The organism is Polyangium jinanense (assembly GCF_028435265.1).
In the GTDB taxonomy this organism is placed as follows: domain Bacteria; phylum Myxococcota_A; class Polyangia; order Polyangiales; family Polyangiaceae; genus Polyangium; species Polyangium jinanense.
This window is the reverse complement of record NZ_JAGTJK010000008.1, coordinates 300,841-322,434: the sequence shown is the minus strand read 5'-3', so window position 1 is coordinate 322,434 and position 21,594 is coordinate 300,841. Positions and strand designations below refer to the sequence as shown.

The 21,594-nt window shown below is 68.2% G+C and carries 17 protein-coding genes and 2 tRNA genes; 11 read left to right on the top strand and 8 right to left on the bottom strand.

From position 1 onward, the window contains the following. Positions 1-2 precede the first annotated feature (2 nt). Complete coding sequence (locus tag KEG38_RS19100; protein ID WP_272421142.1) at positions 3-2,207, bottom strand: ATP-binding protein; 2,205 nt, start codon at positions 2,205-2,207, stop codon at positions 3-5. Positions 2,208-2,354: 147 nt separating this feature from the next. Here KEG38_RS19100 and KEG38_RS19095 point away from each other — a divergent pair, with 147 nt between their 5' ends. Further along, the gene (locus KEG38_RS19095) at positions 2,355-3,992 is read left to right on the top strand and encodes a L,D-transpeptidase (protein ID WP_272421141.1); all 1,638 of its coding nucleotides are present in this window, start codon (positions 2,355-2,357) and stop codon (positions 3,990-3,992) included. Between the two features lie 603 nt (positions 3,993-4,595). Here the strand turns inward: KEG38_RS19095 and KEG38_RS19090 are convergent. Further along, positions 4,596-4,985 (bottom strand): OsmC family protein, encoded by a 390-nt coding sequence (locus tag KEG38_RS19090; protein WP_272421140.1) that lies wholly within the window; start codon positions 4,983-4,985, stop codon positions 4,596-4,598. A 102-nt stretch (positions 4,986-5,087) separates the two neighbouring features. Between KEG38_RS19090 and KEG38_RS19085 the strand changes: the two genes are divergently transcribed. Continuing rightward, a complete protein-coding gene (locus KEG38_RS19085) occupies positions 5,088-5,825 on the top strand; it encodes a lysophospholipid acyltransferase family protein (protein ID WP_272421139.1) in 738 nt (245 codons plus the stop codon). Here KEG38_RS19085 and KEG38_RS19080 read toward each other — a convergent pair. Then, the gene (locus KEG38_RS19080) at positions 5,792-6,493 is read right to left on the bottom strand and encodes a GNAT family N-acetyltransferase (protein ID WP_272421138.1); all 702 of its coding nucleotides are present in this window, start codon (positions 6,491-6,493) and stop codon (positions 5,792-5,794) included. The genes KEG38_RS19085 and KEG38_RS19080 overlap by 34 nt on opposite strands. Positions 6,494-6,610: 117 nt before the next feature. Here KEG38_RS19080 and KEG38_RS19075 point away from each other — a divergent pair, with 117 nt between their 5' ends. Both KEG38_RS19075 and KEG38_RS19070 read left to right on the top strand, forming a co-directional pair. Then, on the top strand, positions 6,611-7,063 hold the full coding sequence (locus KEG38_RS19075; RefSeq protein WP_272421137.1) for a DUF4362 domain-containing protein: 453 nt from the start codon (positions 6,611-6,613) through the stop codon (positions 7,061-7,063). Positions 7,064-7,121: 58 nt separating this feature from the next. Continuing rightward, positions 7,122-8,423 (top strand): UDP-glucose dehydrogenase family protein, encoded by a 1,302-nt coding sequence (locus tag KEG38_RS19070; protein ID WP_272421136.1) that lies wholly within the window; start codon positions 7,122-7,124, stop codon positions 8,421-8,423. Between the two features lie 334 nt (positions 8,424-8,757). On the opposite strand, the gene KEG38_RS19065 is transcribed toward KEG38_RS19070, so the two are convergent. After that, positions 8,758-10,230 carry a DUF4178 domain-containing protein gene (locus tag KEG38_RS19065; protein ID WP_272421135.1) on the bottom strand — a complete coding sequence of 491 codons (1,473 nt, stop codon included), beginning with the start codon at positions 10,228-10,230 and terminating at the stop codon, positions 8,758-8,760. Positions 10,231-10,347: 117 nt separating this feature from the next. Between KEG38_RS19065 and KEG38_RS19060 the strand changes: the two genes are divergently transcribed. The 3 genes from KEG38_RS19060 to KEG38_RS19050 all read left to right on the top strand — a co-directional run bounded on the left by KEG38_RS19060 (position 10,348) and on the right by KEG38_RS19050 (position 14,430). Further along, entirely contained in the window at positions 10,348-11,883 is a 1,536-nt protein-coding gene (locus KEG38_RS19060; RefSeq protein WP_272421134.1) for a polyamine aminopropyltransferase, read from the top strand. Then, on the top strand, positions 11,862-13,478 hold the full coding sequence (locus KEG38_RS19055; RefSeq protein WP_272421133.1) for an NAD(P)/FAD-dependent oxidoreductase: 1,617 nt from the start codon (positions 11,862-11,864) through the stop codon (positions 13,476-13,478). Before KEG38_RS19060 ends, KEG38_RS19055 begins: the two co-directional genes overlap by 22 nt. A gap of 178 nt (positions 13,479-13,656) precedes the next feature. Further along, the gene (locus KEG38_RS19050) at positions 13,657-14,430 is read left to right on the top strand and encodes a PP2C family protein-serine/threonine phosphatase (protein ID WP_272421132.1); all 774 of its coding nucleotides are present in this window, start codon (positions 13,657-13,659) and stop codon (positions 14,428-14,430) included. Positions 14,431-14,545: 115 nt separating this feature from the next. Here KEG38_RS19050 and KEG38_RS19045 read toward each other — a convergent pair whose 3' ends face one another. From KEG38_RS19045 to groES, 4 genes are all read right to left on the bottom strand, one after another. Further along, positions 14,546-15,313 carry an MBL fold metallo-hydrolase gene (locus KEG38_RS19045; protein ID WP_272421131.1) on the bottom strand — a complete coding sequence of 256 codons (768 nt, stop codon included), beginning with the start codon at positions 15,311-15,313 and terminating at the stop codon, positions 14,546-14,548. A 5-nt stretch (positions 15,314-15,318) separates the two neighbouring features. Then, positions 15,319-15,966, bottom strand: a complete 648-nt coding sequence (locus KEG38_RS19040; protein WP_272421130.1) for a Crp/Fnr family transcriptional regulator — start codon at positions 15,964-15,966, stop codon at positions 15,319-15,321. A 137-nt stretch (positions 15,967-16,103) separates the two neighbouring features. Next, positions 16,104-17,789, bottom strand: coding sequence for a chaperonin GroEL (gene groL, locus KEG38_RS19035; RefSeq protein WP_272421129.1), 1,686 nt, complete (start codon positions 17,787-17,789; stop codon positions 16,104-16,106). A gap of 68 nt (positions 17,790-17,857) precedes the next feature. Continuing rightward, positions 17,858-18,163: a co-chaperone GroES gene (groES, locus tag KEG38_RS19030; protein WP_272421128.1), complete on the bottom strand. Its 306-nt coding sequence runs from the start codon at positions 18,161-18,163 to the stop codon at positions 17,858-17,860. Positions 18,164-18,602: 439 nt separating this feature from the next. On the opposite strand from groES, the gene KEG38_RS19025 reads away from it, so the two are divergent. The 4 genes from KEG38_RS19025 to KEG38_RS19010 all read left to right on the top strand — a co-directional run bounded on the left by KEG38_RS19025 (position 18,603) and on the right by KEG38_RS19010 (position 21,593). Then, positions 18,603-18,673: transfer RNA gene (locus KEG38_RS19025), tRNA-Gln, on the top strand. A gap of 42 nt (positions 18,674-18,715) precedes the next feature. Continuing rightward, positions 18,716-18,790: transfer RNA gene (locus tag KEG38_RS19020), tRNA-Glu, on the top strand. 117 nt (positions 18,791-18,907) lie between these two features. After that, complete coding sequence (locus tag KEG38_RS19015) at positions 18,908-20,599, top strand: RecQ family ATP-dependent DNA helicase (protein ID WP_272421127.1); 1,692 nt, start codon at positions 18,908-18,910, stop codon at positions 20,597-20,599. 55 nt (positions 20,600-20,654) lie between these two features. Beyond that, complete coding sequence (locus KEG38_RS19010) at positions 20,655-21,593, top strand: alcohol dehydrogenase catalytic domain-containing protein (RefSeq protein ID WP_272421126.1); 939 nt, start codon at positions 20,655-20,657, stop codon at positions 21,591-21,593. Position 21,594 lies beyond the last annotated feature (1 nt).

Here is a 21,594-nt window from a genome sequence, read left to right as displayed (position 1 = left end):
CTTCAACAAGGCGGCGGCTCCACCGGCAACGTGATCACGAACTCCGCGCCGCGACCGGGTTCGCTGAACGCGCGGATCGTGCCACCGTGGGCCTCGCAGATCTGGCGCGCGATGTACAAGCCGAGCCCGAGGCCGCCATGGGCGCCCGACGTCCCGCCGCGCTCGAAGCGATCGAAGATCCGCCCGAGATCCGCGGACGAGATGCCCATGCCTTCGTCCCGCACCGAGAGCCGAGCGCCCTCGTCCCCGACCTCGACCTGCACGTGCACCTTGGCAGGGGCCGCGTAGCGCAGGGCGTTCGTGAGGAGGTTCGTCAGCACTTGCTCGAGCCGCATCGCGTCCGCGCGGATGGTGCGGGCGCAGCTCCCGCGGAAGCAGAGCTCGCTGCCCACGCGCCGCGCTTCCTCGGCGATCCGCTCCACGATCTCTCCGCAGAGCGCGCAGAGATCGACCTCCCCAAGCTCGAGGATGAGCTTCCCGGCGGCGATCCGCGAGACATCGAGCAACCCATCAACGAGGCGCTTCAAGCGCGCGAGCTGCTTCTGCGTGCCCTCCACACGCGCGATGCACGCGTCGAGGCTCCACCCGGTCTGCAAGCCGCGCGCGAGCAGGTCGACCGAGAGGCACACCGTGGTCAGCGGCGTCCGGAGCTCGTGCGAGGCGATGGAGAGAAACTCGTCGCGCGCCCGCAGCGCGGCCTGCGCCTCCTGGTAGAGCCGCGCGTTGTCGAGCGCGATGCCCACGCGGTCGGCGAGCGCGATCGCCACCGTGAGATCGTGGCTCTGGTAGCGAGGTCTGTCGCTGCCGCGCCCGAGGCTGATGCTGCCGAGGACGCGCCCGCGGGCGCGCACGGGCACGGCCATCGCTGACGCGGTCCCGATGCGGCGCGCGAGCGCCTTGTGGTCCGCGTCGACGCAGACACGATCGAGCAAGGCATCATCGACCACGGGATTGAGGACAGGTTTCAGCGTGCGCGCGGGCTCCGCGCCGGGCTGCTTCCCTCCAGGCGGGTATCGCTCCGCCGTCGCGACGATGAACGGCTCCCGCGACGGGTCCACGTGAGCGACCGAGAAACGGCGCATCTGCCCGTCTTCGAAGAGGTAGATCACGCACCAGTCGGCGAGGAACGGCAGGGCGAGGTGCGGGACGAGGCGGACGAGCTCCTCGAAGTCGAGCGAGCCCGCGAGGCGCTCGGCCGCGTCGCCGAGGAAGCGCTGCGACGCCTCCGCGCGCTCGAGCTCCCGGTAGAGGCGCGCATTGTCGAGATCGCCGGCGAGGCGCTGCGCGAACCGCTCGGCGAAGGCGCGGTCGTCCTCGTCGAAGCCGCGCTGGGTCACGTCGCGCAGGAACACGAGCGTACCGAGCCGTTGATCACGCCCGCGCAGCGAGACGAGGAGGAGCGCGTGCGTCCCGAGCGAGGCGAGCTCCTCTGCGTCCTTCTTGTTCGTCGTGAACGAGGCGAGCGTCGCGTGGTCGATCTCGTTCAGCACGAGCGGCTGCCCCGCTTCGAGCATGGCGCGGGCCGATCCCGAGAAGCGCTCGACGAGGTTCGAGCTCTCGACGAGCCGCCGCCATCGCTCTTCTCGCGTGTGATCCACGTGCGCGACGACGGCGCGGGGCGCGCCGCTCGCTGCATCGACGAGGAAGATGCAGCCGTCGCCGCCGACGGGCAGGGCAAGGCGCGCGGCCGCGGACAACGGATCTCCGCCTATCGGTGCGAGCGCCGCGCTCGTCTGCGCGAGGACACGTTGCCGCTCGTCGGCGCGACGGATCCGCTCTTCGAGACGGATTCGTTCGGTGATGTCCTCGGAGATGCCGAGCAGAAACCGTGGCTCACCCCGAGCGTCGACGATGGGGATTTTCTTCGTGTGCAAAACACGCAGGCCATGCCGCGTCTGGATGGGCTCCTCGGTGATGTCGACGAGGCCTTTGCCCGAGAGCACCTCGCGATCCTTCGCCACGAAGAACGTCGCTTGCTCCCGGGGAAACAGGTCGGCATCGTTCTTGCCGATCAGGGCGTCGCGACGCAGCCCGAGCAGGTCTTCGCCAGCTTTGTTGAAGAGGACGAAGCGGAGCTCGGCCGCGTCCTTGACGAAGATCATGTGGGGGATGTTCTCGACGATCGAGTCGAGGAACGAAGCCGTGCTCTCGAGCGGCGCGGCGCTCTCGGTGTCGCGTCGACCGGGCTCTCCGTCTGCCTTCGCCACGTCCCCTCCCGATTTTCATAAGGTGGCCTTGTGGGCGTTGCAACTCGACCAAAGGAGTAAGCCCGGAGAGTCGAGCGACGCGGGTGACGCGTGCCTCGCGGAAAACTGGACATCGGCGCCGAGGCATGCGCAAACGGGCCTCACGTCATGCGACGCCATTGCTACGCGCTGCTCGTCCTCGCGGCGGCGAGCCTCGGCGGCTGCCGTGAGAAACCAGGATCGGCTCCGGGCCTCGTCGCCGACGCCCCGGCCGAAGCCGGCGCCGCGGACACGAAGGCCGACCCGGAGGGCGCCCCTTCCGCGGAGGCGGACGCGGACGCGCCGCCACCGGAGCCGAGCGGACCGCTGCTCGTCGATCTCGGGGGCGTCGCGCACCTGCCGCCCCCGATCCCCGAGAACGCGCCGCGTCTCGCGAGCATCGCGATGCGCACCGACGTCGTGGCGAAGCCGGACCCGAAGGCGACGCGCGTCGGCTTCCTTCGCGCCGGCGCGATCGTCGAGATGGATCCCGAGATCGCGGGGACCGCGGGCTGCAAGGACGGATGGCGCAAGATCAAGCCGTACGGCTACGTCTGCGTCGGCCCCGAGGCCACGCTCGATCTGAACCACCCGATCGTGAAGGCGGCCTCGCGTCGCCCGGACATCACGCAGAAGCTGCCGTACATGTACGGCATCGTGACGCGCGGCGGTCCGGTCTACGCGCGGATCCCCACGGCCGAGGATCTGAAGACGCACGAGCCTGGGCTGAAGAAGCACCTCGCGAAGTGGGAGAAGGACAAGGAGAGCGGGGCGGCGTACGGGCTCGACGTGTGGATGAAGTGGAAGTCGCAAGCCTCGCCGTCCGCGCTCGAAGCGATGGAGCAGCGGCTCACGGACCCGGACATCCCGATCTTCCTGAAGGACGGCGGCCGCGTGCCGAACCTGTCGGGTCTTTTGAAGTCGGACGATCTCGTGAAGATCGGCCAGGTCGACCGGCGCAACGGGGTGGCCTTCGTGGAGACGTTTCTGCATGAGGGACGTCGCTACAACGTGTCGACGGATCTACGGGTGATGCCGGCCGACCGGTTCCGCCCGATCCGCGGCAGCGACTTCCACGGCTACGAGATCGGCAAGGACATCGACTTCCCGTTCGCGCTCGTGCGGAGGCCCGGTGCGAAGCGCTGGGTGTGGGACGAAGGGAAGAAGAAGCTCGTCGCGGGCGAGGAGGTCGGCTACCGCGCGGCGGTCGCGCTGACGGGCAAGCAGAAGTTCGTGGGCGGCGTCCTGCACTACGAGATGAAGGACGGCGGCTGGATCGACGACCGGCACGCGGGCCGGGTGGATCCAGCGAAGAAGATGCCGGCGTGGGGGAAGAACGGCGAGAAGTGGCTCGACATCAACATCACGAAGCAGGTGCTCGTCGCCTACGAGGGGACGAAGGCGGTGTTCGCGACGGTGATCTCGAGCGGTGAGAGCGGGCTCGAGGATCCGGAGACGAGCAAGGCGACGAAGCGAGGGATCTTCCGGATCCATACGAAGCACGTGAGCGTGACGATGGACTCGGACGCGGTGGGCGAGGAGTTCGAGCTACGCGACGTGCCGTACGTGCAGTACTTCCAGGACGGCTACGCGCTGCACGGCGCCTACTGGCACGACCGCTTCGGCCAGCCGAAGAGCCACGGCTGCGTGAACCTCGCGCCGGAGGACGCGCGAAGGCTGTTCCACTGGACGGAGCCGCAAGTGCCGTACGGGTGGCACGGAGCGGCGCGGAATCTCACGGGGACGGTGGTGTTCATTCATCCGTGAGGGGTGCGCAGGGAGGGCCGAGGGGGTTGATGCGTGGCGACACCCGCTGGTCATCGTGGACAGCGGGGGTTGATGCGTGGCGATACCCGCTGGTCATCGTGGACAGCAGGGGGTTGATGCGTGGCAATACCCGCTTGGTCATCGTAACGCGCGGGGGTTGATGCGCGTCGACACCCGCCGGTCAACGTGACGCGCGGGGGTTGATGCGCGTCGAGACACCCTCTGGTCATCGTGGACAGCGGGGGTTGATGCGTTCGAACACCCTCGGTCGTCGGTTTCCTGCGGATCGAGCGACTCAACTGCCCCGCAGTCGACGGACGTCAGCGTCGGCGAACGCCGCCAGGAGATCCACGAAGTCCGCCGGCAGGCTGGGGTTCCTCGTTCGCATACCACTCCCACGCGAGCGAAAGGATGGCCTGCAAGCGCTCACCCCCCGACGCGCGCTGCCAGAACAAAACGTCCGCGTCCTCCGCCTGGGACATCGGAACACGTCCGCCTGTCCATGTCGCCCGGCGCTGAGCAGCTCGCTCCTGGCGATCTCGGTCGGCCACGTCGAAAAGCATAGTACGAGCGTGTCCGAACGTCGCGGGGGCTGTCCGCTTCTCACCCCACGAGCGCCGTCTCGATCTCGATCTTCCCCGTCAGCATCTTGTGCACCGGGCACTTGTTCGCGATGTCGAGGAGCCGCGCGCGTTGCTCCTCCGTCAGGTCTCCCGACAGCCGGATCGACCGCCGCGCGACAAACGCGTCCGCGCGCTTCTCCCCCGAGACCGAAACCTCCACCGACGAGAGCGGCCAGCCCTTCCGGTCCGCGTAGACCTTGACCGTCATCGACGTGCACGAGCCGAGGCCGGCGAGCACGAGCTCGAACGGATCAGGGCCGCGGTCGTCGCCGCCCACCTCCGGCAGCTCGTCGCCCGTGAGCTCGTGCGGCCCCACGTGGATCGACTGACCGAACTTCCCCTCGCCCGTCTTCACCGTGACGTTTCGCATGTCCCCTCGTATCGCAGAATCCCGCCTCGGGAGAAAGCCACGTCGAGACGCCCACGCGAAGCTTTACGCGACAACGGTCCTGTCCGACGTTAGAGGCTCGTCATGGTCCCGCTCGCCCCTACAGGCTGGATGCTCGCGCAGACCGAGTCCGGTCGCCGCTTCGCGCAGAGCCTCGCCGCACAGCTCCGCGCCACGCTGCACGGCGACGAGCACGTGCCCCGCAAAGGCGGCGCGCTCCTCGTCGGCAACCACGCCTTCATGGGCATCGACGCCTTCGCGCTCGCCGCGCTCCTGCTCCACCAGACGGGCCGGCTTCCGCGCTTTCTCGCCGAGCGGAACCTCTTCCGACTCCCTGGCGTCCGCGAGCTGCTCCGCAGCATGGGCGCGATCCCGGGCACGCCCGACGACGCCGTTGATCTCCTCGAAGCCGGCGAGATCGTCGTCGTGTATCCAGGCGGCGTCGACGACTCGTTCAAGCTCTCGAGCGACGCGTACACGCTGCGCTGGCAAGGGCGCGCCGGCTTCGCGCGCGTGGCCATGCGCGCCCGCGTTCCGATCGTTCCGGTCGCCGCCACGGGCGTCGACGAGCTCTACCGTCTCGATCGACGCGAGCACTTCCTCGGTCGCTGGTTCGGCGGCTCGTCGCGCTACGACATCCCGCTGCCGAGCGGCCTGCGTCCGCGTCGCGTGCCGCTCGATTACTACCTACTCCCGCCCATCGACACCGCAGGCGATCCCCACGACGTGGAGGACGTCGAACGCATCCGGCGCGCGACGGAAGAGGCCATCCGCAGCGTGCTCGATCCCTACCGCGCGGGGCTCTCGTCCTCGCCGCGTTGATCGTCGTCCTCGCCGAGAAACACGGCACGCGTAGCCTGCGCAGCCGCGCGCAGCACCCGGAAGATCCCGAGGTCCGACCAGTGCGGCTCCGGGTCGCCGATCGGCACGTCGATCACGAGCGTGTCGCCCTCGTCGTGGTGCACGACGCCGCCAGCCTCATCGAGGATCCGTCGCATCGGCGCATTCGAGACGAGCACCGATGAGCGAAAGATCTGGATGCCACGCTCGCGCGCCGCGCGCGTGAGCGCTTCGAGCAAGACACGACCGAGGCCCTGGCCCTGGTACGCGTCGATCACCGTCACCGCCGCCTCGGCGATGTGAGGCTCGTCGGCGAGGCGCAAGAACCGCGCGACGCCGACGCCCTCTTCTTCCTTCAGATCGAGCGAGTCCGTCATCGCGACGATCGCGACGTGATCCTTGCCGTCGACCTCCGTCAGATACCGCGCCATCGACGCACTCATGAACGGCACGTCGACGAGGAAGCGTCGGTAGCGCGACTCGCGCGAGAGTTTGCCGAACGCACGGACGAGCGCGTCGCGATCCTCCGAGCGGATGCAACGCAGCCGTACGACACGGCCGTCCGCGAGCCCCCGCGTCTCGTGATACCCCCCGTCGTAGCGCACGCCCTCAGCATACAGCGCCGTCGTCCGTGCAGAACGACGCTTCATTCTTCGCGTCGCGCATGGTTGCAGGCGGCCGAGCGCGCCGTACCCTGACCGATCATGCATCGCTTCAAATCCCTTTTGAGTTCGCACGATTCCGCACGCCGTCTTGGACACCTCGTCGTGTCGCTCCTGTTCGTCGCGTCCGGGTGCTCGTCGTGCTCCTCGCGGAGGACCCCGGCCGAGGGCGATACGCGGTCGACCTCGGTCGTGGAGCCAGGCCTCATGCCTTCGGAGTCGGACGGCGCATCGTCATGCGGGCGCGAGACCAACGTGCACGGCTCGGGCTACGACGCAGCGGCGCGCTCGTGCCTCTGGGACGCATGGCGGAACGGGAGCACCGCAGGGCTCGTGATCACGATGCACACCGTCGAGGGCGATCCGATCACGTACACGCTGCGCGTGCGCCCCGGTCCCGTCGTCGACGTGACCGAAGACAGCCGCGACAGGTTCGGATCACCAGGCGTGACACGCACGAGCTGCAAGTCGCTGGAGAAGCGCTCGGGGACGGGCGACCGCTTCGGCTTCGTGCTGCGCGGATGCGAAGGGCGCGCCTCCGAGATCGTGATTCCCTGACCGCGCGTGGGGCGCGCCACGTACACACGGGCCTTCGCGAAATGATAGGGTGCGCCCCATGCAACTTGCGGTGATCGGGACGGGTTACGTCGGCCTCGTGGCCGGCGCCGGGTTCGCAGATTTCGGAAACGACGTCGCCTGTGTCGACGTCGACGAAGGCAAGATCGCGCGCCTCCTGCGTGGCGAGGTGCCCATCTACGAGCCAGGCCTCGACACGCTCATCGCAAAGAACACGAAAGCCGGGCGTCTGTCGTTCTCGACGGACGTGGCATCCGCCATCCAGAACGCCGAGGTCGTGTTCATCGCCGTCGGCACGCCCCCCGCGGCCGACGGCTCCGCGGATCTGTCAGCCGTCTACGCCGTGGCCGAGACGATCGGCAAGAACATGAACGGCTTCAAGGTCGTCGCCACGAAGAGCACGGTGCCCGTCGGCACGGCCGATCAAGTCGAAGCCATCATCGCCCGCCACACGACCCATCCCTTCGGCGTCGCGTCGAACCCCGAGTTCCTCAAGGAAGGCGACGCAATCAACGACTTCATGAAGCCCGATCGCGTGGTCATCGGCTCGAACAACCCGCGCGCACTCGAGGTGCTCCGAAGCCTCTACGATCCCTTCGTGCGCACGAGCGACCGCATCCACGCGATGGGCGCACGCTCCGCAGAGCTCACGAAGTACGCATCGAACGCACTGCTCGCGACGCGCATCTCGTTCATGAACGACCTCGCGCTGCTCGCCGAGAAGCTCGGCGCAGACATCGATCGCGTGCGCAAAGCCGTAGGCGCCGACCCGCGCATCGGACCCAAGTTCCTCTTCCCCGGCCCAGGCTTCGGCGGCTCATGCTTCCCGAAGGACATCTCCGCGCTGATCCACACAGCAAACACGATGGGCCACGACCTCGAGGTCGTGCGCGCCGTCGAGGAAGTAAACAAGCGGCAGAAGCACGTGCTCGGCTCGAAGGTGAAGCACCACTTCGACGGCTCCCTCGCAGGTCGCATCGTGGGCGTCTGGGGTCTCGCCTTCAAGCCGCAAACCGACGACATCCGCGAGTCGCCCGCACTCACGCTGATCGAGGATCTGCTCGCCGCAGGCGCAACGGTGCGCGCGCACGATCCGCAAGCCATCGAGAACGTGCGCCCCCTCTTCGGCGATCGCGTGACGTTCGTGGACACGATGTACGCCGCAGCCGAAGGCGCCGACGCACTCGCCCTCGTCACCGAATGGCACGAGTACCGAAGGCCCGACTTCCACCGCATCAAGCGGCTCATGCGCACGCCGTCCCTCTTCGACGGTCGCAACATCTGGGACCCAGAGGACCTGCGCGCGATCGGGTTCTGGTACACCGGGATCGGTCGCGGCTGAAGCGCAGCGCCGGGGTTTCACCCCGGACCCCGACCAGGGGTTGTCCACCCCTGGACCCGGACCAGCGCAAGCGCTGGACCGTTGGTCGATGAACTGCGCGATGCGCAGTTCATCGAACGGCCGAGTCAAGACTAGCCACGACCCTGCCAACCAAGACAGCCGCGCTGACCTCTCAGCCGGCAACGCTGTCCCTGGTCTTCCAACGGGCTCGTTGGAAGAACTGCGCATCGCGCAGTTCTTCCACCCCGAGTCCAGCGCTTGCGCTGGTTCGGGTCGAGGGGCGAACAGCCCCCGCGGGGTCCGGGGCAGCGCCCCGGCGCGACGCCTTGCGAGGCTACTTGCCGCCGCCGAAGCTGGGGCCGCCGATGAAGACGCCGCCGCCTCCGCCGCCTCCGCCGCAGTCGCTGAAGACGATGATCAGGACGAACAGGATGATGACGCCGATGATGATCATCGTGCCGCATCCGCTGGTTGCGCAGCCGCTGCCGCCTTCGCCTGACGCGAGCAGCGAGCCTGCTGGGGGCTTGATGCCGAAGGCTGCGCCGATGTCGCTGGCGGAGAGACGCTCGCAGAACGAGTAGTTCACCTCTTTCGCTGTCTGCTCGACGCTGACCTTGCCGCCTGAGCCTTCGTACTCCGTCGCCTGGACGGACTCGCCGATCTCGACCTTCCAGTAGAACTCGCCGACCACGTACTCGGTCTCGGCGCGGACGCTCTGCTTCCAGTTGTAGTGCTGGCCGCGCAGCATCGCGGCGCCGCCGGAGACCGACACCTCGCCGGGTGGGATGGGCGTGACGAGCCACCACGCGCCGTCCTCCTCCATCAGCCACAGGTACCCGACGCGCGGCCCTGCATAGAGCAGGTACTCGCGCCATCGATAGCGCTCACCCTCCACGGTGCAGCCGCGGATCGTGAAGCCGATGCAGATGACGCGGTTGCCACGCAGGTTGCCCTCGGCGCCGAGCGGGATGAACGGCTCGATCGGCGGCTTCGGCGCAGGGCCGAGCGCTCGCAGCGCTCCCTGGTTCAGATCGCTCGCCATGCCGCAGTAACGGCAGACGACACGCTCGGTTTGTCCCGGGGTCACGAGCGGCAAGTTGCCGCCGCAGTTCGGGCACGCGACGCTCGTCACCTCGGCCTTCGCGGCTTCGACGGGCGCGCCCGAGTCGAGCACCATCACCGCGGGATCGATCTGCCGGCCGAGGTAGAGCTTCGGCGGGATGCGGCCATCGCCGTAGTCGATCGTGCCGAATGCGCCGTTCGGCGCGGCGATGTCTGCGTAGCCCGTGGGCACGCCTGGAGATGCGACTGCGGGCATCTCGCCTTCGCCCGAGATCACGCGGCGCTGCCCGACCTCCGCGACGGTCCAGACGCCGTACGTGCCGAGGTTGATCTGCTGACCCGCGCGGAGTGCGTGGATTGGCGGCAGCTCCGGCGGAAGCGGAACCTCGTTCGTCGAGTACCAGCGACCTTGCGCGCTCGCGACCCAGCACCACTTCCCGCTCATCGGGAACGTGATGAAAAACTCCTGCCACGGCGCGCCGGGTGCGCTTGCGCGATCGAGCTGCACGCGACCGTCGACCACGAACGGCTCGCCGCCGCTCCAGCGACCTGTCCCGCCGAGCTGCAGCGGCGACGGGATGTCGACGAGGTCTGCCATCCGGCCGACGGCGACGAGGTTCCTGTCCGTGCGTGCAACGACGAAATTGCAGTGCTTGCAGACCTGCGCAGCGGCGCCGGCGAAGCGGAACGTGATGGGCGCCCCGCACGACGGACACGCCGCCTGGCGGTCGAACGGGCTAGTCACGCCTCGGATGGTAGCCCATTTTCGTCGCGGGCGTGTTCCCTCGTCGGGCCGCTTCCGACGTGGGCGTCTCGGATCGGGCTCACCGGCCACGCCGACCCGGTGCTAGGAAGGCGCGGCATGACGCAGCAGCAGCCGCGCCGCTGGGTCCACCCCGCGCTCCTCGCCATGGTGGCCGTGATCGCGACATCCGGGCTCGTCTACGAGCTCGTGACGGGCACGCTGGCGAGCTACGTGCTCGGCGACTCGGTCACCCAGTTCAGCCTGGTGATCGGCCTGTACCTCTTCGCGATGGGCATCGGCTCGTATCTGTCGAAGTTCCTCGAGGATCGACTCCTCGAACGCTTCGTCGAGATCGAGCTCTGCCTCGCGCTCGCGGGTGGCCTCTCGGCGCCGCTGCTCTTCAAGGTCTACACGGCGGCCGCGGCGTTTCGCTTCGCGCTCTACGGCATCGTGGTGCTCGTCGGCACGCTCGTGGGCCTCGAGATCCCGATCCTCATCCGACTGCTCCAGTTCTCGGTCGACCTGAAGGAGCTCGTCGCGCGTGTCCTCTCGCTCGACTATGTGGGCGCGCTGATCGCGAGCCTCCTCTTCCCGTCGCTGCTCCTGCCGAAGCTCGGCGTGCACCAGACGAGCCTCTTCTTCGGCCTCCTGAACGCGGCCGCGGCGATGCTCGCGACGTTCCTCTTCCCGCTCGATCGCGCCGTCACGATCCGCCTGCGCGCGCAGTGCGTGCTCATCTTCGGCGTGCTCGCCGCGGCCTTCGGGTTCGTCAGTCGCTTCGTCGATCGCGCCGAGACCGTCTATTTCGGCGCGCCCATCATCTACACGGCGCAGTCGCCCTACCAGCGCGTGGTGATCACGCGATCGCCGCGCACGACGCGCCTCTTCCTCAACGGCAACCTCCAGTTCTCCTCGGACGACGAGCAGCGCTACCACGAGGTCCTCGTCCACCCCGCCGTCGCCGCGCTCGGCCATGATCCCAAGAGCGTGCTCGTGCTCGGCGGCGGTGACGGTCTCGCCGCGCGCGAGCTCCTCCGGTACCCGTCGATCGAGCGCATCGTGCTCGTCGACCTCGACGCCGCGGTCACCGACGCGTTCCGCAAGCTGCCCGTCGCGCTGGAGCTGAACGGCGGCGCCCTCAACGACCCACGCGTCACCGTACGCAACGAGGACGCCTACAAGTTCCTCGAAGACTCGCGCGACTCGTTCGACCTCGCGATCGTCGACTTCCCCGATCCCTCGAACTACGCCGTCGGCAAGCTCTACACCGACGCCTTCTACCACCTGCTCCGCGAGCGCCTCTCCTTCCGCGGCGTCGCCGTCGTGCAGGCGACCTCGCCGCAGTACGCGCGCGAGTCGTTCTGGACCATCGTGCAGACGCTCGAAGGCGCTGGCTGGAAGACGGCGCCGCTCCACGTGTACGTGCCGAGCTTCGGCGACTGGGGTTTTGTGTTGGCGGGCGGCGAGCACCTCACCGCACCGGGAGCCTTGCGCATCGAGCCGACCCAACTCCGCTGGCTCGAGTCCTCGGGGTTGCCCGAGCTCTTCCGCTTCCCGCGCGACATCGGCCGCGTCGAGGCGCCCGTGAACCGACTGAACGATCAGAAGCTCGTGGCGATCTACGCACGCGAGTGGGGCGTCTTCACGCGCTGATGGACCGGCGGGCCTTCCTCACGACGGTCGCGGCGGGCTGGGTGGTCGACACGATCCTCCCGGGAAAGGCGCCGATCGCAGGTCGCATCATCGGCGCCTCGCACGGCGTGGGTCACCTCGTGCGCGACGGCGGCGTGCCCGAGCCGAGCGGACCGCCGGAGCACGCCGACGTCGTCATCGTCGGCGCGGGCATCGCCGGCCTCTCCGCCGCGTGGAGGCTCGCGCCTGCGGGGCTCGACGTGCGTGTGCTCGAGCTCGAATCTTTCCCCGGCGGCACGAGCACGTGGAGCGAAGACGGCGCCGCGCCGCACCCGTGGGGCGCGCACTACCTCGCCGCGCCGAACCCCGAGGCGCGCGCCGCGCTCCGTTTGCTCGAACAGATGGGCGTGGTGAAGGGCTGGGACGCGGCGGGCCGCCCGCGCTTCGATCCACGCGTGCTCTGCCACGCGCCGCAAGAGCGCATCTTCTACCGCGACGCGTGGCACCCGGGGCTCGTGCCGCAGGACGAGCTCGACGCGCACGATCGCGCCGAGATGGAGCGCTTCTCCCGCTTCGAAGACGAGCTCACCGAGCGCGTCGGTACCGATGGAAAACCCGTCTTCCAGATCCCGCTCGCGCTCTCGTCGCGGGATCCGGACACGCTCGCGCTCGATCGGATCAGCATGCGCGCGTGGCTCGATCGCGAGGGTTACTCCTCGCCGTTCTTGCGCTGGTACGTGCGCTACGCGTGCCTCGACGACTTCGGCGCAGAACCGGAAGAAGTCTCGGCCTGGGCGGCGCTCCACTACTTCGCGGGGCGCAAGCTGAAGACACCCGAGCTCGACGGCAGCCACTTCCTCGTGTGGCCCGAGGGCAATGGCAAGCTCGTCCAAGCACTCTCCGAGCGTGCACGCGCGACGGTCTCGCTCGGCGCGCTCGTGACGGGCCTTCGCACGATCGAAGGTGGTCGCGTCGAAGTGCGCTGGCTCGACGTGCGGTCTCGTGCTCCGCGGCGCACGCATGCGCGCGCCGTCGTCGTCGCCGCGCCCGCGTTCGTCACCGCTCGACTCTTCCCGGCGGCCGCGGCGCGTTTGCCCGTGCGCACGAGCTCGCCGTGGGTCGTTGCGAACATGCACGTCGAGCGCCCGATCGATCCCGACATGGCGTGGGACTCCGTCCTCTACGATGCCGCGGGCCTCGGCTACGTCGACGCGCGCCATCAGCTCACCGAGCTCTCGTCGCGCACCGTGCTCACGTACTACCGCGCGTACGGCGGGCCCGACGTCGTGGGCGCGCGCAAAAGCCTCGTCGTCGCGCCGTGGGAACAGATCGCGAACGACGTGCTGCGTGATCTCGCGCCTGCACATTCCGAGCTGCGCGAGCAGATCTCGCGCATGGACGTGTGCGTCTGGGGCCACGCGATGCCGCGTCCGCGTCCCGGATTTCTCGGCGAACGGCCCTTCGAACCGCTCGTCTTGCTCGACGAGCGCGTGGCCTGGGCGCACGCGGATCAGCCTGGGATGGCGCTCTTCGAGGAGTCGCAGGCGTCCGGTGTACGCGCGGCCGAGGCGGTCGCGCCTGCGCTCGGGGTCGAGCTCGGTCCGACCTGGTTGTGAAAGCCAGGAAAATGGTAGCCACAAGCACAGAACCGACACTCAGTTGCCAGGAATTCTGGGTTCTGGTGTAGTTGCTTGCCTTCCGGGGGTAGGGCTCGGGCCGGTTGGCGCGGGAAAGGTGACGGGATCTGCTCACCGACCTTGCACGGCCCCCCCCCTACGCGTCTACTGTTCGGCCATGCGAACCCGGTTCGCCGGGATGACCGATGTCGGCCTGATGCGGGAGCACAACGAGGACAACCTCCTCGTGATGCCCGAGTACCATGTCGTCGCCGTTGCCGACGGAATGGGCGGGCATCGCTCCGGCGATGTGGCAAGCCGGCTGGCCGTCTCCACCCTCTCGGACTTCTTCTCGGTCACCGTCGGTCGCGACGGTACATGGCCATTTCCTGCCGATCCGAACCTGACGGAGGAGGAGAACTACGTCGTCACGGGCCTACGGCTGGCCAACCGTCGCATCTTCGACCGTTCGCTCAAGACCATGGCGGACTTCGGGATGGGCACGACGATCGTGACGGCGATGTTCGACAAGAACGCGACGCGCGTGACCGTGGGTCACGTCGGCGACAGCCGTTGCTACCGCATCCGGGGCGACAAGATCACGCAGCTCACCCGTGATCACTCGCTCGTCAGCGACGCCTTGCACATGGCGCCGTGGATGACGGAGGAAGAGATCAAGCGGCTGCCGCCGAACGTGATCACACGCGCGCTCGGCATCCGCGAGGACGTGCTCGTCGATCTGCTCACCGAGGAGACGGCCGCAGGTGACATCTACCTGCTCTGCTCCGACGGCCTCTCGGGCCTCGTGAAGGACCCGGAGATCTGCGACATCGTCACGAAGGCCCCGTCGCTCGACGAGGCGTGCCGCGTGCTCATCGAGCGCGCGAACTTCCACGGCGGACTCGACAACATCACGGTCGTGCTCGCGCGCGTGGAACCTGATCAGGCCTGACCGACCCTCTCCCCAGTCCCGCCCCTCTCCCCAACCCCTCTCCCGCTCGCGGGAGAGGGGCTTTGCATTTCAGCGGTGCAGGCTGCGCTGCGCGGCTTCGCTGCGCGGCTTCGCCCTACAGCACGAACTGATCGCCGATCTTCATCACTTCGAGGCTCACGCCTTCGAGCGCGGCGCACTCGCGCTCCACCTCGGCCTGGAACACCGGCTTGATGTGATAGAGCAGCGTCGGCAGATCCTGCGGACGGCGTAGCTTCTTCAGATCGGCGCGCAGCGTCTGCGGCGTGTGGTGACCACTCACCGTGGCGAGCCGCTGCTCGCGGTTCGGAAAGCTCACCTCCATCAAGAGCGCGCGCAGGTTCGGCTGCTCGTCGAGCACTTCCCAGAGCCGATCCGTGGGCCCCGTGTCGCCGCTGTACGCGATGGCGCCGCCCGGCGTTTCGATCACGAACGCAGCCGACTCGATCGTGTGGCTCACCATGACCGCACGCACGTTGCAGCCCGCGAGCGGCGCGGGCTTCTCCGGCGAGAGCTCCAGGTAGCGGATCGTCGGGTTCTCCGGCGTCGGGATCGTCGCGAAGTCGGGCCAGAGCTCGTTGTTGAAGAAGTGCTCGCGCAGGATGCGGATCGTCTCGCGCGTGCCCGCGACGATGAGCGGAGGTGCGCCCATCTGACAGCGGTTGTCCGCGAGCGTCGCGAGATCACGGATGTGATCGAGGTGCGCGTGGCTGACGAGGCACCCTTCGAGCTTGAGCTGGCCCTCGACTTCGAGACCACTCGTGAGAGATCCGGCGTCGATCGCCAGACGCTCGTCGAGGATGAAGGCGCTCGTGCGGTGCTTCGGAGTCTCGCCGCCGTGACAACCGATGACGCGGAGATCCACGCCGCTCAGCCTTCCCCGCCGAACTTCTGCGGCATCTCGAGGAACTCGACGAAGTCCTGGAGCCTTCCGACGTCGGCGACGACGATGCCCCCCGAGACTTCACTGGCGAGGCGCAACCTGCGCAGCCGCAGCATCACATCGGAAGCCGCGACCGCGTCCACGCCGACATCACGCGCGAGATCTTCTGCCCGCGTACGGATCAGGATCCCCTCGGGCGTCTTCTCGCCGAACGCCTCCGCGCTCCGCGCCAGCGCGAGCATGATCCGCGCCTTCGGATCGCGGTGCATCAGCACCTCGATCAGCGCGTCGGCCGAGTCGAGCCGTTTCGCGAGCTTCTTGATCAGCCGCATCGCGATCTCGGAGTTGCCCGCGACCATCTTCTCGAGCGTCTTCGCCTCGACCAAGAGGCACCGCGTCGTCTCGACGACCGTCGCCGTCGCGCTGCGCGGCTTGCCGTTCAGGATCGCCAGCTCGCCGAGGAACTCGCCCGGGCCGAGCACCGCGATCACGCGCTCCTCGCCCGCGATCAACTTCGTGATGCGGACGGAGCCGGACTGGATCACGTACATCACATCGCCGGGATCGCCCTCGCGGCACAGTATGTCCCCGGCCGAGAACTCACGGCCAAACCGGGCGAAGAGCGGATCCGACATCGTGGGGGGAGTTTACCGCCATACGGCAGGCCGGGTCAAAAACCGGAGGTTCGGCCGCCGCGCTCTTCGAAAAACGAAAGCCCCGGACGTCGGAGACGCCCGAGGCCTTCGTCATGGCGTGAGGCTTTTCGGGGCGATCAGCCCATGTCGAAGTCGCCCATACCGCCCATGCCGCCCATGCCGCCCATTCCGCCCATGCCGCCCATGCCGCCCATGCCGCCGCCGCCGGCCGCGGCCGCCGCTTCCTTCTTGGGCTTCTCGGCGACGAGCGCCTCGGTGGTGAGCATCAGGGACGCCACGCTGGAGGCGTTGGCGAGCGCGTGGTGCACGACCTTCGCCGGGTCGATGACGCCGGCGGCGAAGAGGTCCTCGTAGGTGTCCGTCGCGGCGTTGTAGCCGAACGAGCCCTGGCTCGAGCGGACCTTCTCCACGACCACGCTCCCGTCGATGCCGGCGTTCGTGGCGATCTGCCGGATCGGCGCCTCGGCGGCCTTGCGCAGGATGCGCACGCCGACGTCGCGCTCGTCGCCGAACTTGAGCGTGTCGAGCACGGACGAGGCGCGGAGCAGCGCCACGCCGCCGCCGACCACGATGCCCTCTTCGACGGCCGCGCGCGTCGCGTGCAGCGCGTCCTCGACGCGGGCCTTCTTCTCCTTCATCTCGACCTCGGTCGCCGCGCCGACGCGCACGACGGCCACGCCGCCGGCGAGCTTCGCGAGGCGCTCCTGGAGCTTCTCGCGATCGTAGTCGCTCGACGTCTCGGCGATCTGCTTGCGGATCGACTCGATGCGGGCCTTGATCGCGGCCTTGTCGCCGGCGCCGTCGACGATGACGGTGTTGTCCTTGTCGATCTCGACGCGGCGGGCCGTGCCGAGGTCACGCAGCGTGGCGGTGTCGAGCTTCTGGCCGAGGTCCTCCATAAAGGCCGTCGCGCCCGTCAGGATCGCGATGTCCTTCAGCATCTCCTTGCGGCGATCGCCGAAGCCGGGCGCCTTCACGGCCGCGACCTTGAGCGTGCCGCGCAGCTTGTTCACGACGAGCGTCGCGAGCGCTTCGCCCTCGATGTCCTCGGCGATGATGAGGACCTCGCGGCCGTGCTTGACGACCTGCTCGAGCACGGGAAGGAGATCGGCCATCGCCGAGATCTTCTTCTCGTTCACGAGGATGAGCGGGTTCGTGAGAACCGTCTTCATTTTCTCGGCGTCGGTCACGAAGTACGGCGAGAGGTAGCCGCGGTCGAACTGCATGCCCTCGACCGCGTCGAGCTCGGTCGTCATGCGCTTGTTCTCTTCGACCGTGATCACGCCCTCCTTGCCGACCTTCTCCATGGCCTCGGCGAGGATGTTGCCGATCTCCTTGTCGCCGTTCGCGCTGATGGTGGCGACCTGCGCGATCTGGCCCTTGTCCTTGGTCGGGACGGCCTGCTTCTTCAGCGCGTCGAGGATCGCGGCGACGGAGGCGTCGATGCCGCGCTTCAGGTCCATCGGGTTGTGGCCGGCCTCGACCATGCGCAGGCCCTCGTTGTAGATGGCCTGGGCGAGGACGGTCGCGGTCGTCGTGCCGTCACCGGCCTTGTCGCTCGTCTTCGAGGCGACCTCGCGGACCATCTGGGCGCCCATGTTCTCGAGCTTCGAGTGGAGCTCGACTTCCTTGGCGACGGTCACGCCGTCCTTCGTGACGACGGGCGAACCCCAGCTCTTCTCGATGACGACGTTCCGGCCCTTCGGCCCGAGCGTCACCTTCACCGCCTCGGCGAGCGTGTTGACGCCCCGGAGGATCGCGGCGCGCGCGCCACGGCTGAAAACGATCTGCTTCGCGGACATGGATCTTCTTCCCTCGCGGCGGATGTCGCCGCGTGCTCGGTTTTTCGTGGAGGAGGATGGGCGAGCGACTAGCTCGCGGCTCCTTCGCTGCCGGTGATCGCGAGCAGGTCGTCCTCGCGCAGGAGCACGAAGTCCTCGCCGTCGATCTTCACCTCGTTGCCGGCGTACTTGCCGAAGAGGACGACGTCGCCGACCTTGATGTCGAGCGGCCGGAGCTTGCCGTCGCGGAGAAGCTTGCCGTTGCCCACGGCCACCACGCGCCCCTCGATGGGCTTCTCCTTGGCCGAATCCGGGATGATGATCCCACCCTTCGTCTTGGTCTCGCTCTCGAGACGCTTGACCACGATGCGGTCGTGCAGCGGCCTGATCTTCATGATGGCTTCCTCTGTCGTCTATTTGCTGGCACCGGCGGGCCGACACCCCCCGGCCGTGGCTGTTGGCCACGGAGGGCATCGAGCACCAACGCCGCTGGCACTCGGCTATGCCGGTGGCTAAAACCGGCCCGGAAAATAGATCCCCGCGTTGCACCGTCAAGCCCGCCCTGGTTCGGCTGGTCGTTTTTCCGGAGGCCTGCGTACGTCCGGGAAACGCCTCGAAGGCCTCGTTCGGCGATCCAGACCGGACGTCGAGAGGACGAGCCCGTCCAAGGCAGACAGAATTCCCAAGCGATTCCGAGCTGTTCCGAACATACGACAAGAAGCGCTTGACAGGACCGACGGTTCGGCTAAGTTGCGCGGCCCGTGGACGACGGAGCGACTGCTCCGGTGCTCCACCGGTCCCTTGGCCCGCAGGGTTTTGGGAACGCCCAGTCCTTGGGGGATCGTCTAATGGCAGGACGACGGTTTCTGGCACCGTCTATCAAGGTTCGAATCCTTGTCCCCCAGCCCGAAGTCGGCTAAGAAGTGTCGCCGACGGATTTGAAAACTGGTCCCATCGTCTAGCGGTTAGGACGCCGGCCTCTCACGTCGGTAACGCGGGTTCAATTCCCGCTGGGATCGCCAGGAAGTACAGAAAAGCGAAAACGGCACCTTCGGGTGCCGTTTTCGTTTTGTGCTTTTCGGTCCCGGATGGCCGTCCGCGGCCGGAATCGGCCCCAGGCTTGCATTTCGTCGTGGGCGATGGCCAAAGGTCGAATCCCCTGGGCCCGGCTGCTCGCCGAGGCACGACAAAAATTCGGCGTCGAGCGCTTCCGGCCCGGCCAACGCGAGCTCATCGAGGCCGTGCTCTCGGGCCACGACGCAATCGGCATCCTGCCCACCGGCGCGGGCAAGTCCCTCTGTTACGAGCTGCCGGCCCTCGTCCTGCCGAACCCCGTCGTGGTCGTCTCCCCGCTGATCGCGCTCATCCGCGACCAGGAGGACAAACTCGAGGACGCCGAGATCGACGCGACTCGGCTCGACTCGACCCTCACCGCGGACGAGGAGCGCCGCGCGACCGAAGATGTCCGCGAAGGCCGCCCTTCCCTCGTCTATGTGACCCCGGAGCGCCTCGAGCGAGCGGACGTCCTCGAAGATCTGCGACGCGGCGGGGTCTCGCTGCTCGTCGTGGACGAGGCCCATTGCATCTCGCAATGGGGGCACGACTTCCGGCCGGCGTATTCGTTCCTCCGCGCCGCGCGAAAAGAGCTCGGCGATCCGCCCGTCCTCGCGCTCACGGCCACCGCCACGCCCGCCGTGCTCGACGACATCCACGCGGCCCTCGGAATCGAGGCCGCGCGCGTCGTGACGAACTCCATCGAGCGGGAGAACCTCTTTTTCGAGGTATTTCGCACGGTGAACGAGGAGGCCAAGATGAAGCGCCTCCTCGTGATCGCCGACGAGGTTTCCGGGCTCGGGATCGTCTACGTGTCGACCGTGAAGAAAGCCGAGGAGCTTCACGAGGCGCTCATCGCCCGCGGGATCGCGGCCGGCCTTTATCACGGGCGGCTCACGAAATCGGCGCGGGAGGCGGCCCAGGCGCGGTTCATGGCGAACGAGTTCCGCGTGATGGTCGCGACGAAGGCGTTCGGGATGGGCATCGACAAGAGCGATATCCGCTTCGTCGTGCACTGGGAGTTCCCGGATTCGGTCGAGAGTTATTACCAGGAGGCCGGCCGCGCCGGGCGCGACACGAACGCGGCTCGCGCTGCATTGCTCTATCGAATCGAGGATCGCCGCGTGCAGGCCTATTTCCTCGGCGGCAAGCACCCGCGCCCGGAGGAAGCGGACAAGGTGCTCGCGGTCCTGCTCGCCGCGCCGGGCCGCGACCTCGAAGCGCGCGCGATCGCCGAGATGGCCGGCGTACCCGAGCGCCACGCCAAGGTGCTGCTCGCGTCGCTCGACGCAGAGGGCCTCGTCCTCCGCCGAAAAGGCTGCTTCCGCGCCACGGCCGCGCTGCGAAGGGCCGGCTCCGCGAGCGTCCTCGGTGAGATCCGCGAACGACGCAGGCATGAGGATCGGGCGCGGCTCGACGCGATCATCCGTTATGCCGAGACCACCGAATGCCGCACGCGCTACCTCCGCCGTTACTTCGGCGAGGAGGAAGGCGAGACCTGCGGACATTGCGACAATTGCCGCGATCACACGGCCGAGCGCCTCGCCGCGGCCGCCTTCGCGGCGAGAGCCGAGGAGCCCCCGCCGGTCGTCGTGCCTTCGCTCGCCGCGCCGCCGGAGCCGCCGGCCTTTGCCGTGGGCGAGCCCGTGCGCCACGAGAAATTCGGCGAGGGGGAGGTGCTCGCGGTGGACGAGAAACGCGTCAAGGTGGCCTTCCCGGGCGACGTCGGGACCCGCGTGGTCGAAGCGTCCTACCTCGAGAAAAAGAACGCCGCCTGAGCCTCGCCGCTCCGCCGCGCTTGCACGCGCCGCCCTCTTTTGAGAGAGAGGACACATGAAGGCGCTCCAGTGCACAGAAAACGGCGTCGCTCTCGCCGACGTCCCCGATCCCGAGCCCACGCCGGGCGAGGTGGTGGTCAAGGTCCGGTCGGCCGGGATCTGCAATACCGATCAGGAGCTCGCCCGCGGGTACATGGATTTCCGTGGCGTGCTCGGGCACGAGGTCATCGGCATGCACGCGGGCAAGCGCGTGGCCATGGAGATCAATTGCGCCTGCGGGAAATGCGCGACCTGCCGCGCGGGCGGGCGTAACCATTGCCCCACGCGCACCGTGCTCGGGATCCTCGGCCGAGACGGCGGGATCGCCGAATTCGTGCGGATTCCCGAGGAAAACCTGCACATTTTGCCGGACACGATCCCCGACGAGAGCGCCGCCTTCATCGAGCCGCTCGCCGCCGCGCTGCATGCCTTCGACGAGGCCGCGCCCCGGCCGGGTGATCGAGTTTGCCTGCTCGGCGACGGCAAGCTCGGCCTGCTCACGGGGCTCGCGCTCGCCGCGCGGCGCGGGGATCTCGGCCGCGCCGTCGCCGTCGGCCGGCACCGGGACAAACTCGCGCTCCTCGAAGCGGCCGGACTCGACGTCGCGCTCGAATCGGAGTTTTCCGAGGCGGGATTCGACCTCGTCGTGGAGGCGACCGGAAAACCCGCCGGGCTCGCCCGCGCGCTCGCCATCGTGAAGCCGCGCGGCACGATCATCCTGAAGAGCACGTATGCAGGCGTCGCGAACGTCGATCTCGCGCCGGCCGTGATCAACGAGAACAAGATCATCGGCTCGCGTTGCGGCGATTTTCAGCGCGCCATCGACGTGCTCGCCCGGGGCGTCGTCGATCCGCGGCCGCTCATTTCGGCGCGGTATCCGCTCGCGGACGCCGCGCGTGCGTTCCAGCGCGCCGCCGAGCCGGGCGTCTTGAAGGTCCTCGTCCTGCCTTCTTGAA